Annotated in this window: 13 protein-coding genes and 1 tRNA gene; 3 read left to right on the plus strand and 11 right to left on the minus strand. The window is 35.2% G+C overall.

Translation table 11 applies throughout. From position 1 onward, the window contains the following. A partial coding sequence (locus BZK16_RS14325; protein WP_158076859.1) for a hypothetical protein occupies positions 1-1,172 on the plus strand: 1,172 nt, incomplete at its 5' end. A gap of 57 nt (positions 1,173-1,229) precedes the next feature. On the opposite strand, the gene BZK16_RS12055 is transcribed toward BZK16_RS14325, so the two are convergent. From BZK16_RS12055 to BZK16_RS12085, 7 genes are all read right to left on the minus strand, one after another. After that, the gene (locus BZK16_RS12055) at positions 1,230-2,084 is read right to left on the minus strand and encodes a hypothetical protein (protein WP_077929149.1); all 855 of its coding nucleotides are present in this window, start codon (positions 2,082-2,084) and stop codon (positions 1,230-1,232) included. 99 nt (positions 2,085-2,183) lie between these two features. Beyond that, complete coding sequence (locus tag BZK16_RS12060; protein WP_077929150.1) at positions 2,184-3,065, minus strand: hypothetical protein; 882 nt, start codon at positions 3,063-3,065, stop codon at positions 2,184-2,186. A 140-nt stretch (positions 3,066-3,205) separates the two neighbouring features. Continuing rightward, the gene (locus BZK16_RS12065) at positions 3,206-4,021 is read right to left on the minus strand and encodes an AraC family transcriptional regulator (RefSeq protein ID WP_077929151.1); all 816 of its coding nucleotides are present in this window, start codon (positions 4,019-4,021) and stop codon (positions 3,206-3,208) included. A gap of 23 nt (positions 4,022-4,044) precedes the next feature. Then, the gene (locus BZK16_RS12070; protein ID WP_077929152.1) at positions 4,045-4,578 is read right to left on the minus strand and encodes a YbhB/YbcL family Raf kinase inhibitor-like protein; all 534 of its coding nucleotides are present in this window, start codon (positions 4,576-4,578) and stop codon (positions 4,045-4,047) included. Between the two features lie 184 nt (positions 4,579-4,762). Continuing rightward, positions 4,763-5,608: a MetQ/NlpA family ABC transporter substrate-binding protein gene (locus BZK16_RS12075; RefSeq protein ID WP_077929153.1), complete on the minus strand. Its 846-nt coding sequence runs from the start codon at positions 5,606-5,608 to the stop codon at positions 4,763-4,765. A 36-nt stretch (positions 5,609-5,644) separates the two neighbouring features. Continuing rightward, complete coding sequence (locus BZK16_RS12080) at positions 5,645-6,328, minus strand: methionine ABC transporter permease (RefSeq protein WP_077929154.1); 684 nt, start codon at positions 6,326-6,328, stop codon at positions 5,645-5,647. A gap of 1 nt (position 6,329) precedes the next feature. Further along, a complete protein-coding gene (locus tag BZK16_RS12085) occupies positions 6,330-7,067 on the minus strand; it encodes a methionine ABC transporter ATP-binding protein (protein WP_077929155.1) in 738 nt (245 codons plus the stop codon). Positions 7,068-7,379: 312 nt separating this feature from the next. Here BZK16_RS12085 and BZK16_RS12090 point away from each other — a divergent pair, with 312 nt between their 5' ends. After that, positions 7,380-8,453, plus strand: coding sequence for an alpha/beta hydrolase (locus BZK16_RS12090; RefSeq protein ID WP_077929156.1), 1,074 nt, complete (start codon positions 7,380-7,382; stop codon positions 8,451-8,453). A 38-nt stretch (positions 8,454-8,491) separates the two neighbouring features. Here the strand turns inward: BZK16_RS12090 and BZK16_RS12095 are convergent, their stop codons facing one another. Continuing rightward, on the minus strand, positions 8,492-9,142 hold the full coding sequence (locus tag BZK16_RS12095; protein WP_077929157.1) for a helix-turn-helix transcriptional regulator: 651 nt from the start codon (positions 9,140-9,142) through the stop codon (positions 8,492-8,494). Between the two features lie 55 nt (positions 9,143-9,197). Here BZK16_RS12095 and BZK16_RS12100 point away from each other — a divergent pair, with 55 nt between their 5' ends. Next, positions 9,198-10,643, plus strand: coding sequence for an MFS transporter (locus BZK16_RS12100; RefSeq protein ID WP_077929158.1), 1,446 nt, complete (start codon positions 9,198-9,200; stop codon positions 10,641-10,643). Between the two features lie 37 nt (positions 10,644-10,680). Here the strand turns inward: BZK16_RS12100 and BZK16_RS12105 are convergent. The 3 genes from BZK16_RS12105 to BZK16_RS12115 all read right to left on the minus strand — a co-directional run bounded on the left by BZK16_RS12105 (position 10,681) and on the right by BZK16_RS12115 (position 13,488). Further along, positions 10,681-10,757: transfer RNA gene (locus tag BZK16_RS12105), tRNA-Met, on the minus strand. A 78-nt stretch (positions 10,758-10,835) separates the two neighbouring features. After that, complete coding sequence (locus tag BZK16_RS12110; protein ID WP_233145293.1) at positions 10,836-12,026, minus strand: MFS transporter; 1,191 nt, start codon at positions 12,024-12,026, stop codon at positions 10,836-10,838. Positions 12,027-12,105: 79 nt separating this feature from the next. Beyond that, entirely contained in the window at positions 12,106-13,488 is a 1,383-nt protein-coding gene (locus BZK16_RS12115; RefSeq protein WP_143691179.1) for a hypothetical protein, read from the minus strand. Between the last annotated feature and the right edge of the window lie 30 nt (positions 13,489-13,518).

The raw sequence follows: 13,518 nt of genomic DNA on the forward strand, positions 1-13,518 counted from the left end.
TAGATAACAATAAAATAGAAATTAAGTCTGATTTTAACAAAAATCTTTTTAGTATAACTGGTAATAGTCTATACAATTATTCATCATCAAATAATATTCTATTAACTGACAAAGATGGACAAGATTTGATGTCAGCAAAATATTCGTTTGATCAACTAGCTTCGAATAATTGGAGCTTAAATAATACGAATATAAATTATGGCTTTAATCAGAATACAAATGAAAAATGGGAGTTCACTTCAAGTACTGTTACTTCAAATATATCAAATATGACATCTCTGTCAGGGGCTCTAAATATTAATAATTTAACCAGTGATTACAGCGCTATGCTTGAATATAAACAGCAATACTCTGATTATTTCAAGTTAGGTGAGTATTCTGAATCTAATATGTTTAGTTCTTCGTACAACTTTTCATTAGCAAATAACGATGGTAACATTATAACTAATAATGAATGGCTAAGGAGCAGAGGCAATGAAGTATTTACGGCAGAACTTAATTCAAATATAAAATTTGGTGACATAAATTCAGCAAATTTGGATTGGAATGCTTCCTATGTAAACTCAGACGACCTCACAGAAATCAAACTAAACACTAGCGGTACAATAGGGACAAAATCACAAAATAGAGTGAGTGTTGAAAGTACTACAACGTTTAAAAATATATTTGGCAATAATACAAATGGAGAAGTTGGAATAAATTACCAATATTCTAGCGACAAAAAAGATACAGCCAACATTAATGCCAAGCTATCTTCTAACTATTCCCCAAATGAATTTACTGATTTAAAGTTTAGCGCTAATGGTGAGTTACAATTATACCAACCCTCACAAAGTAATATTCACATAAATAGTGAGGCAATATTTAAAAATGTATTTGGTAATAAACATATAACAGCCAACCTAGGTGGTGAGTATACGATAACAAATAAACAAAGCAATTATAATCTTTTTGGCAATTTATCTTATCAAAGAGGTAATTTGAATTCTGATATAGGTGTCACAGTTAATAATAATTCTCAGTCTATTAAATGGGAATTAGGTTATATCGAAGGAAACAAAAATAGCAATGTAAATTTCAATATTTTCACTGAATATGCTAACCCTAGAAACCAATTTAATAATCAAGATAAAGGATTTAGATTTGGAGCGGGTCTAAAAATAGATTTTTAAATTAACTTTTCCCCTAGAACTATCTAGGGGATTAATTTGAATTACAGATTTATATCATTACTTTTCTATGTGTTTAATATAGATATAATTTCCTCTATTATTAAGATCAATAGCAATATAGCCATTATTAGTTATCCCAGAAACAGGAAAAGGAGGAGAAGGTGCATCGGGGCTCAGTCTTCCTATCTCCACCCCTTTCTCATCAGGATATAAAAAAATAGGAACCATTTCATTACTTGCATTGAAATACGTCATTCCTTCCTGAACTTTTAATAACTCAATATTTTTCTTTGCCAACTCAAGAATTGTTGGTTGAGTGGTATTAGGTATTGATTTGGGAATACTATTAACTAATTTTTCAATATTATCAGGCATGATAGAAACAAACAGCTTGTTGTTATCTCCATATACTATAGTTGGTAAATAATCTTGAGATTGAGGAGAAAACGCCCCAGCAATACGTAAATAAATAAAACCAGTAAAGGTCATTCTTGACACCAAATCAATATATTCTTGATCCTTAACTTTAGGAACTTTATCTTCCACAATCGCTCGATTTAGTAATTCTGGAATTCGTGTTTCATATAGCCCTGCAATACTATAATCACTATGAATAGGTATCCAGCGTATATTAACTTTATCTAAATATGCGCGGGTTTTATCATATAGCTCTTTGCTCTTAGCCAACGTTGGAAAATAAAAAACATACATATATTTTCCCTCCTCTTGACTACCTTCTTCAATCCAAGGCATGCTCTCAAGAATACGAAGAGCATTTGCTGCTTCAGATTCTGTTAATATTCCTGTCTTTCCAATGGCTTCATCATCAATATTTGTAGGCCATATTACATCAGCTTGAGTTATTCCTAAGCAAAATGTTATGAGTAGAATAGACTTTATAAAGTTTCTCATAATCTTCCTTTGATTATTAATTCGATATTTTAATTTATTAGAGAATCAAGTGATGTTATAAAATTATTACTATTAGTTGAATAGTTGAATATTAGTTCATTACTTATTTGGTTGGAGTGCTACTTCTTCATCTTTGATATATTTTACATATATATAATTACCACGCCCACTTAAATCTAATGCAATATAACCATTATCTGTAATACCTGAGATAAGATTAGAGGGATCATCTACGCTGAAAGCACCTAAACCTATACCATCTTGGCTAGGATAAAGGAAATATGGTACAAAATCATCACTTTGATTGACATATCTTGCATTTTTCTCAACATTATATAATTTGAATTTTTTCTTTGCTAATTCAGCGATAGAAGGCTTAGCTATTCTCTGTGAAGTTACAGGAATATTACCAATAACATCTTCTACATTATTCGGTGCTATATCTATTGACAATTTATTAGCATCACCATAAATCACTGTTGGAAAATAAGATTTTGCTTCTGGAGAGAAAAAAGTTCCTGCTCGTAAATAAACAAAGCCAGTAAATGTCATACTAGATAATAAGTTTACATATTCTTGATCTTTAATGTCAGGAATAATATTGCTTTGAAATGCATTTGCTAATGCTACTGGAGTGCGTGTTTCATATAACCCATCCACACTATTCTCTCCATGTATTATTGGTATCCAACGAATATTCACTTGATCTAGGTAAGGTCGTGTTTTGCTGTAAAGCTCTTGACTTGCTGTAGATGTAGGAGTGTAAAGTACGTACATGTACTTTCCTTCACCTTTCTGAATACCTTCCTCAATCCATGGCATACTTTCTAATACACCCAATATATTTTTAGAATGGTTTTCAGTTAATACACCGATTTTCCCTATCATTTTATCATCTGTCTTTTCAGGCCAAATGACTTCAGCATGCGCCACACCTAAATACATTAAAAGTAATAACATAGATTTATTCAAATACTTCATTATTTTCCTTTCTTATCATCTTTAAAGCTAAGTAATATCAGTATTGTAAATGAAATAATTATAAAACACACTGTAAATAGGCAAGCTATTTGTACCCCTATTGTTCTATCTTAAATAATTTAAGTTCTTTAATGAAAATATTATTTATAGTTATTCTTCATTTCACTTGGTAAAAATCCAAAGCGTTGCCTAAAATAATAAGCAAATCGGGAACCTGATTCATAGCCTGCTTCTTGTGCGATATCTTCAATATTCCAATGGGTTGTTTGCAATAAAGTTAAGCCATAACTTGTGCGTACATTTTGTATGAGTTGGCTCACACTCGTATTTTCATTAGCAAGATGCCTACGCATTGTGCTTTCGCCTAAATGAAAATACTGTGCGATCTCTTTGGCTTGCCATTTTTGGTTCGGTGCTTGAGAGATTAATTGTGTGATTTTTTGAGATAACGTTAAGTTTTCAGCACTCGAAAATACAATGTCCATTTGCTCTAGCCAAATCAAGATCTCCACAAATTTATGATTCACTAGATCAGGATGATCAATGGTGGTGAGTTGATGAGATATCTGTAGAAAACTCTCTTTAAACGATTCAGGAATATTCTTTAAGATTTGAACATCCTCTAAATATGCTGAATGAAGGCTTTCTCGCATCTTTTCATAATATTTTAATGGCTTTGATTCCCACGTAAAATAACATGCCAAATAGCTATCATCTTCAGGATTTAAATTAATAATATCCAATGTTGTACCCGCAGGAATCACCAATATTTCACCTGCATGAATCGTAGATTTTTGATGATCAATTTCGATGATTTTAGTGCCTTGCAACACTAAAATCACCATAGGATTTAGACAGAAAATTTGGGTTAGAGGTTGTTCATAGCGTTGAAAAATTGTCGCACAAGTGCCGATATCTTCAAATATTAATAATTGCTTTGAACTCTCCAAACTCACTGCATTCTCCTTAATTATTTTATTTATCGGCCAAAAGTATACGTCATCGTTGCTTTGCCAATCGTGTGATGATTTGCCATAAAGCCAATAAACGCAGGCGATGCAGCTTCTGATTCTGGAATATTATCAATATCTAACGCATATAACGTAAATTGATAATGATGTGTTCTTCCTTCTGGTGGACAAGCGCCACCAAAAGTATTGATACCATAATCATTGCGAATGCTCCAAGAACCTTTTGGCATCAACTCTACAGAACTACCAGCATTTTCAATAATACCTGTTGTTGCAGGTGGAATATTCGCAACCACCCAATGCCACCAGCCCGATCCTGATGGTGCATCTGGATCATACATAGTCAAAATAAAGCTTTTAGTATCTTTGGGCGCGTTTTTCCATTCCAATGCAGGTGAAATATTTCCCCCCTGACAACCAAACTGATTAAACATGTGCTTATTTGTCAATCCATTGGCTTCAAGATCTGGGCTTGAAAGCGTAAAATCCTGCGCATTTGCACAACCCAACATAGCAGATAAAACCAATACTAATTTTCTCATAAAATTACTGATCCTTAGTGAATAATAAGGCATCTAGTTTCACTGAAATATGGGTGATTCACCATGCAGAATCAATCTAGTTTAATACAAATTCGCTCACTTGAATTAATTTACACAATAAAAAAGGAATCACAATAGTGATTCCTTTTAATATTGCTAAATATTGGTTAATAAATTACTTCGCTTATTCACCCCAAATTGCTGGTAATTTAAAGCCTGGAAATTTTTGATCAACGTATGCTTTGAATTCATCTGAATTATAAGCATCTGTCATATCTTTTAACCATACAGCATCTTTATCTTTTGGCTTCACAGCACTCCAGTTTACATAAGCAAAGCTTGGCTCTTGGAACAATGCTTCTGTTGGTTTGATACCAGCATCAATTGCGTAGTTTCCATTGATCACAGCGAAATCTACATCAGCACGAGCACGCGGTAATTGCGCTGCTTCTAATTCAATGATCTCGATGTTTTTAGGATTTTCAACGATATCTTTTTTCAAAGCCAATAAAGGATTTACGCCTTCTTTCAATTTAATCCAACCCAATTCATCCAACATCACTAATGCACGCGCATTGTTACTTGGGTCATTTGCAACAGCAACTGTACTACCATCTTTCACATCATCCAAGTTAGTTAATTTACCTGTGTAAATGCCCAATGGTGCTGTTGGCACTTGGAAAACTTCGATCAAATCCAATTTATGTTGATCTTTGAATAGATCAAAATAAGGCTTATGTTGGAATACGTTGATGTCTAAGTCGCCATCCGCCAATGCAATGTTCGGGCGTACATAATCAGTGAATTCCACCAATTTAACTGTATAGCCTTTTTTCTCCAATTGTGGACGCACGGAATCACGCACCATATCTGCAAACATGCCAGGCGTTGTGCCAATTGTAATCTCTTTCTTTTCTACAGGTTTATCTGATGCTGTTGTTGCCGCATCGTTGCCTTGACCACAACCTGCCAATACTAAGCTCAATGCCAATGCGCTTACTGTTAATGCTTTTGACCATAATTTTTTCATGCTAAAACTCCTCAACTATCCCAACAATTTATAAAACTAACGTTTATCTAATTTTCTAGCAATGCTATTGCCAATGGATTGCATCAAGATCACTAGAATGGATAAAACTGCCACAATGAAAACAATGAATTCAGTTTGGAAACGGTAATAACCATAACGAATGGCTAAATCACCCAAACCACCGCCACCAATCATCCCAGCTGCTGCGCTGTACGATAAAACACTGATGGCTAAAACTGTAATACTTGAAACCATGCTCGAACGGCACTCTGATAACAACACTTTAAAAATAATCGTGAATGGCTTTGCGCCCACAGATTCAGCAGCTTCAATCATGCCACGCGGCACTTCACGCAAGTTTTGTTCAACTAAACGAGAAAAGTAAAATACCGCTGAAACTGTTAATACAAATGATGCTGCAACTGGCCCAATAGATTTACCAATGATCACTTTCGTTAATGGAATCAAAGCAATCATTAAAATCACAAACGGAAATGCACGCATAAAGTTCACGCTCGCATTCAATACATGATGGACAGCAGGATTAGCAAATAATTGATTCTTCCCTGTTAAAAATAGGTAAATTCCTAAAACTGTACCGAGCAAAACACCTAAAACTGTTGAAATGCCAACCATCACAAATGTTTGCCAAAACGCTAATAAAATCTCATCTTGAATTGCTAAAATATTTTGTACTGCTTCATTGAATCTTTCTAACATCTTAATCTTCTCTCACCAACTCTTGACCAATCGCTGATTGCGCATGGATTTTGTTATCCTGCACTTCCACAATTTCCACAATTTCTCCATGATTTAACAATGCAGCACGATGGCATAAATTGCGAATCACGCTCATTTCATGCGTCACAATCACAATCGTGACATTGAAGCGCTCGTTGATCTCTTTTAGGCAACTTAATACACTGCGAGTTGTTGAAGGATCTAATGCGCTTGTTGGCTCATCTGCGAGGATCACAGAAGGATTCGATGCTAAAGCACGCGCAATCCCAACACGTTGCTTTTGTCCGCCTGATAATTGTGAGGGATAATGATTAATGCGATCGCTTAAATGCACGATTTCCAAGCATTCAGCCACGCGTTTTTCAATATCTTGTTTGCTCCAACCTGCGATTTCCAATGGAAATGCAATATTTTGCGCAACTGTACGATTGGATAATAAATTGAACTGTTGAAACACCATGCCAATTTTTTGGCGCGCTAAGCGCAAATCATCTTTAGATAGCTTTGTGAGATCTTGATCACCCACTTGAACAGAGCCTTGATCAGGTCTTTCTAATAAATTAATTAAACGCAATAATGTTGATTTTCCAGCACCTGAATAACCCATTAAGCCAAAAATCTCGCCCTTTTCAATACGCAATGTTGTTGGGCGAACAGCACCGAACCAAGTGTTATCTTGATTTTGATATTGCTTGGCAATGTTATCCAAGAAAATCATACAAACAAACTCCTAACCAAAAATTAAGCCCGATGTGATCAACACAACGGGCTTAACAGGAATAAGTTTGATGCATGATTAACTTCAAAATATGAATAACGATGACATCCACTGTTTAGCTGTTTTTCGCCCGCAATCTGTGTCAAATCGGCGCTATTAAAAAATAGTTTTTTAATTAAACTCCTTTTAGCTCTATTGGTCAATCATTTTTTCAAATTAATTTCTATTTAAACGTAAATTACACATTGCCGTTATAAATAATAATGATTATCATTATCGTTTTATTATTTACCCAATGACAGGATATTTTTCATGTTTAAGAAAGCTTCTTTATGGTTGGCACTTGGTTTAGTTGCAGCACAAATCTCTACTCATGCTTTAGCAAATCAAGCAATTTCTATTGGTGAAATACAAACCATAAATTCATCTATTCTGAATGAAAATAGAGAAATTCAAATCTATTTACCGCCATCTTATGAAAAATATCCTAATCAAGATTATCCTGTGATCTACCTTTTGGACGGAGAAAATAACTTCCATTACTTCACAGGATTCGTGCAAAAATTATCTAAAGTGCCTTATCCTTCTATGCCCGAAATGATTGTGGTTGGCATTGTGAATACTGAACGCTCACGTGATTTAACACCAACGGCACAGCGATTTGATTCTGAAGCTAACGATAATAAGCGCATCGAAGGCACAACTGGCGGCAATATGGCTTTCTTCCAATTTTTAGAAACAGAAGTGATGCCAGATATTGAGAAAAAATATCGTACCAACGGTTTAAATATTTTTGTGGGTCACTCTTTTGGCGGAATCACAGCATTGAATCATATGCTCAATGGTACAAAAGAGATGCAAGCTTACATCGTGCATGATCCTAGCATTTGGTGGGATGATGAAGTGATGTTAAAACGTTTCCAAGAGGTTAAAGGCAAAGATTTTAATCATAAAAAACTCTTTATGACACAAGTGGGTGACAGCGAAAGTAAAGGACATTTAACAGGCCATTACAACGGCATTCAAAAATTGGATATGTATCTCAAAGAAAAGCCATTCAAAAATTTAAGCTATCAATACGCACAATATGCAGGTGAGGATCACGGTTCTGTGCCATTGAAAGGCAATTTAGATGGCTTACGTTATGTATTTGATGGCATTCAAGTGAATATGAAAGCCATCCCTGAAAATCCAAATTTAGTGAAAGAGCAATATGCAAAATTGAGCCAAAATCTTGGCTTTGAAATTCAACCAAGCGAACCTTATTTGGAAACAGTTTTGAATTACTTAAAGCACTCTGATGACAAAAAAGTTTCTGAACAATTCCAAAATTACATTATCTCTATTTATCCAAAAGGTAATGTTGCTAGCTCAATAAACAAGTAATCTTAGTCATAAAAAAGCCCTGACTTTCAGGGCTTTTTTTAAAACTTAATTCTATAAACACAGCGTTGCCCTGCTTCTAATAAATATTGCTCACGCTGAATAGAAACATCCTTGCCTAAAATAGATTGGAATAATTGCAATTCCGAACGACAAAACTTTTGGCAGACTTTGGCAGCAGAGCAAATTGGGCAATGCTCTTCAATTAAAAGATAATCATCGCCATCTTTTTCTAAATGCGCCATATAGCCTTCGTTAAAACGCATTTCTGTGAGTTTTTTCAATCGCCCCACAACAGTATCAGCTCGGCAATAATTTTCGTATTGCTGTAATACCTTATGTTCGCGTTCATTAATAAGCTTGCTTAATCCTTCTTCTCCAAAAACTTCTTTGACAGAATCAATGAGTTGAATAGTTAATTGTGCATGGCTATCAGGAAAATAGCGATTGCCTTCTTGTGTAATGATCCATTGCTGTTTTGGTCTTCCTACTTGAATTTCGTCATTCTTTTCACCATCAATCAATCCCATTTTGAATAATTTTTGCACGTGTTGGCGAGCTGCTTCTCCACTCATAGATAAGTGTTCAGCAATTGATGTTGTACCAATTGGTGCATTTTTCTTGATACAAAAAAGCACCTTATGCAATGCACTCGATAAACCATTATCCAAGTTTTTACTTGTATTATTCATACTTCCCAATGTATTATCCAATCGAATACTTGGATAATAAACAGGAATCCTAAAAATGTCTAGTGAACAACCTTTACAAACAGCAGAAACCAGTGCTTCTTGGGCTGATCTTTTTAGCAATGGTAACGCCCTCAGAACCCTCACTTTAGTCGGCGGTGTGGCACTTTATGCCATCAATATGTACATCGTTACAACCATTCTTCCTAACATCGTCAATGACATTGGCGGTTTAGAATTTTTCTCGTGGAATACAACGTTATTCATCGTGACTTCCATCATTGGCTCCACAATGACCAATAAATTAGTCATAAATTTAGGGCCAAAACGTGCTTATTTATTAGCATTGTTACTATTTGCCGTTGGCTCAATTGGTTGTGCCATCGCATTCAACATGCCATTTTTATTATTAGGCCGTGCATTCCAAGGTTTAGGTGGCGGTATTATGTTTGCACTCGGCTATACGCTGATTCGCATTGTATTTGAGCAACATTTGTGGACAAGAGCTACTGCATTGGTATCTGCAATGTGGGGATTATCCACACTATTTGGCCCAACTATTGGTGGATTCTTTGCACAAGGTGGACATTGGCGCTGGGCTTTTTGGTCGTTATTGCCATTCATCGCTATATTAGCAGTTATTGTAAATAGCCAAATCACGCAGAAAATCACAGAGCAAGACAGTGAGCAACCAAAAATTCCTTTCTATTCACTAAGTTTACTCATTCTATCTGTCATTTTTATCTCATTATCTAGCTTAAAAGAAGAAATTGTATGGACGAGCATTTGCTTAATTCTAGGCTTAATTACATTAGTTTGGATGATTAAAGTAGATAAAAATTCTAGCAATAAACTATTACCAACTGGCGCTTATAACCTGAGCACAACATTATGTAGAACATATTTAGTAATGGTGTTATTGATGATAGCAATGACAACAGAGATATTTGTGCCCTATTTTCTACAAATCATTCATGGGATGAAACCATTAAGTGCTGGCTATATGACAGCAATTATGGCAGCAGGCTGGACAATTTCAGCCCTACCAAGTGCCGCTAAACTTGGGCAAACTCGCAGAATGCTCATGATGACTGGCCCATTTGTTGTAACATGCTCGCTAATCGTTTTAGCCTTTACAATGTCTAATAATATTTATACAGAGGTTTTACTGTTCATTATTTATGGTTTTGCATTATTTGGCATTGGTTTTGGTATTGGTTTAATTTGGCCACATTTATTAAATTTAGTATTTATGTCAGCGCCAAAGGGAGAAGAAACATTAACGTCCGCATCCATCACAACAGTGCAATTATATGCAACTGCATTAGCGGCAGCTTTTGCAGGATTAGTTGCTAACCAAGCAGGATTAGTGAGAATCGGCGGTGTGATTGGTGCGCAAGTGGCATCGAATTGGCTATTTGCTCTATTTTCAATTGCACCAGTATTGGCAATATTTTTGGTGATCAAGATTTTGAAATTGCCGATGTTTCAGGTTAATCACTAACAAAAAAGCCTTTGCTTTCGCAAAGGCTTTTTTAATATGGTGGACATAGGTGGAATCGAACCACCGACCCCAGCATTATGAGTGCTGTGCTCTAACCAGCTGAGCTACATGTCCGTACTATGTTGAGGGATGCGATTATAAAGACATTTCATAGCATCGTCAATACTCATTTTGCACCAAAAATTAGCATTACTATATAGATTCTGATTCTTTGGTTGGCAACAACCATGTTAACAGACCTAAAATTGGTAAAAATGATGTACATACAAACACAGTTTGCAAACTTGTTTGATCAGCAAGCCAGCCCAAGAAAACAGCACCAATCCCACTCATACCAAACATTAAGCCAAAGAAGATTCCCGCAATCATTCCCACATTCCCCGGCACTAATTCTTGGGCAAATACCACAATCGCTGAAAATGCTGATGCCAATATTAAACCGATAAAAACTGATGCGATGATTACGCCAATGAAAGGTAAATGTGGCAAAGCTAACGTGAATGGTAATGCGCCAATCATGGAGAACCAAATCACTTTTCTTCTCCCAATTTTATCGCCAATTGGTCCACCAATGAATGTACCAATTGCAATGGATGCCATAAATATAAAGACTAAAATTACCGCGTTTGAGCGCTCTACATGGAACTTTTCAATCAAATAAAAACTAAAGTAATTCGTGAAATTCGACATATAAAAATATTTAGCGAAAATCAAAACTGCTAAGATTAATAATGCCCATAATGTGCGAGTTTTACCGTAAGGAAAAGTTACTTCTTTAGTTTGCCCTTTCGGCTTTGCTTTTTGATGCTGGCTTCCCCAGCGCCCTAAATAAGCCAATAACCCAACAGCTAAAATACCAACACCTGCAAACCAAAATACATTCTTTTGATTAGCATATTTCACAATAATAATCCCTGCAATCAATGGTCCTAATGATGAACCCAAATTTCCACCCACTTGGAATATGGATTGGGCTAAACCATATCTTCCGCCTGATGCAATTCGTGTTAAACGCACAGCTTCAGGATGGAAAATTGAAGAGCCAACACCCATCATCGCAGCCGCAATTAATAAATGAGTATAATTGGTTGCAAAGCCCAATAATACAACGCCACTCGATGTAGCTAACATTCCAAAAGGTAATAAATAAGGCTTAGGCTTTCGATCCGTAAAAAAGCCAATCCCTGGCTGTAAAATGGATGCTGTCATTTGATACACCAAGCTGATTAAGCCAATTTGGGCAAATTCTAGCGCAAAATTCACTTGTAATAATGGATAAATCGCCATCAACATCGACTGAATTAAATCATTACTTAAATGCGCCATTCCAATCATTAATAATATTGGGAAAGCAGTTTTTATCGGGCTTTGTGGCTGTATCACGACAATATCCTAAAATATTTTTGGATATTCATTTAAGCAGATATTATATTAATTGCATACGATAAATTTTCTCAATCTGCTATGGCAGTTTCACTTGTAGAATTTTAGGTTCAGCATCATCATTCATTGTTCTACGAATTGGTGCAGGCAAATGTTTATATTGCACACCAGATAATGAAATTGAGCGCTCATCAGGATTCCATATAAATGGCTTTTGAGTAATGGGATCAATCGCTAAATCGCCCTGAGATTTTAGAAACTCAGCAATATCTTTCTCTTGGATTTGATTTTTCATCATCAAATATTTCAGATAAACCATATTGTGATAATTTCGCTGAGTATCATTTCGCTCTAAATAGCCTGATTGCCACATTGGATGTCGACAATCCATCACCAACAAATTATTGGTAACATCGTGACATAATTTATTCACCAATTTTTGCGTTGCTGAATCATAAGGATTGGATTGATACAACGCTTCCATCTGGCTCTTTTTCAAATAATAATCATTGAGTTCTGCAATAGATAAATCTCCTATTGCCAATATCGGTTCAAATAAAACAAAAGCTAATCCTGATTCATGCTTCAAAGCCAATAATGTTGCTTGATGAATGTGCTTTGTATAATCTTGCCCCAAGATCATCAATGCCAAAAATTCAGGATGATGCAATAGTTGCTCAGAATATTTGCTATTCAATAATGCATCCAAATATTGATCCATAATCTGTTGCATTGCACCTGCAATCATCACATCAATTAAATTACTTTTCTGTTCCAAATAAACCATTTGATTGATTCGTCTTTGCAATAAAGATAAGACTTCAATGCCTTGATCAGCTTTCCCTCCTGAAATCAAAATCACTGAATTAGCCAATTGCATCTTCAGAATATTCAAAAGATAATTATATGCAGGCAACGGCATCACTATATATCCTTCACGAGGAAAAAATAGCGTATGTGCAACAGGATAATGGCTGAAAATATCATCATAACGCTGAATCAATGCATCATTATTTTTTAATAATTGCTGAATATTAGATTGATTTTGGATGGTTTTTTCTATGCAATTTGCATCGTTATATTCAAAACATAATGGATTCGTTCTGACGAAGTTTGCTGAATCTTCCCATTGCAATAAGCCTTGTAAATAATCTAGTTTCTTTAATTCTAAAGCTATCTGACTAATCTCTTCACTCGATAACATATCTGCTTCAGGTAATGCTTCAAAAATCGCTGCATAATCTTTGGCAAAAGCTGTTTTAGTTACATTGTAATAATCATCTTTTGCATAAGTCGCACCTAGCAAAGCTATAAAGCGATTATTTTCTAGTAAATTAGCATCCAATGGCTTTGGCGTGATCAATTCTTTAACTTCAGGCAAAAGCTCAACTTGCTCTTCCGCCACCGAAAAAGACGTTAACCCAAAAATAATTAATGATGCACAAATAAGAGATTTTTTCATAGTTTATTTATTATTAAACAATTAATTAGC

The organism is Wohlfahrtiimonas populi, assembly GCF_002006795.1.
GTDB classification, from domain to species: Bacteria; Pseudomonadota; Gammaproteobacteria; order Cardiobacteriales; family Wohlfahrtiimonadaceae; genus Wohlfahrtiimonas; species Wohlfahrtiimonas populi.

Excerpts from the sequence above, each read along its gene's own strand:
- BZK16_RS12055 (WP_077929149.1), bottom strand. The coding sequence starts at position 2,084 with ATGAGAAACTTTATAAAGTCTATTCTACTCATAACATTTTGCTTAGGA.
- BZK16_RS12060 (WP_077929150.1), bottom strand. The coding sequence starts at position 3,065 with ATGAAGTATTTGAATAAATCTATGTTATTACTTTTAATGTATTTAGGT.
- BZK16_RS12070 (WP_077929152.1), bottom strand. The coding sequence starts at position 4,578 with ATGAGAAAATTAGTATTGGTTTTATCTGCTATGTTGGGTTGTGCAAAT.
- BZK16_RS12075 (WP_077929153.1), bottom strand. The coding sequence starts at position 5,608 with ATGAAAAAATTATGGTCAAAAGCATTAACAGTAAGCGCATTGGCATTG.
- BZK16_RS12080 (WP_077929154.1), bottom strand. The coding sequence starts at position 6,328 with ATGTTAGAAAGATTCAATGAAGCAGTACAAAATATTTTAGCAATTCAA.
- BZK16_RS12085 (WP_077929155.1), bottom strand. The coding sequence starts at position 7,067 with ATGATTTTCTTGGATAACATTGCCAAGCAATATCAAAATCAAGATAAC.
- BZK16_RS12090 (WP_077929156.1), top strand. The coding sequence starts at position 7,380 with ATGTTTAAGAAAGCTTCTTTATGGTTGGCACTTGGTTTAGTTGCAGCA.
- BZK16_RS12095 (WP_077929157.1), bottom strand. The coding sequence starts at position 9,142 with ATGAATAATACAAGTAAAAACTTGGATAATGGTTTATCGAGTGCATTG.
- BZK16_RS12100 (WP_077929158.1), top strand. The coding sequence starts at position 9,198 with ATGTCTAGTGAACAACCTTTACAAACAGCAGAAACCAGTGCTTCTTGG.
- BZK16_RS12115 (WP_143691179.1), bottom strand. The coding sequence starts at position 13,488 with ATGAAAAAATCTCTTATTTGTGCATCATTAATTATTTTTGGGTTAACG.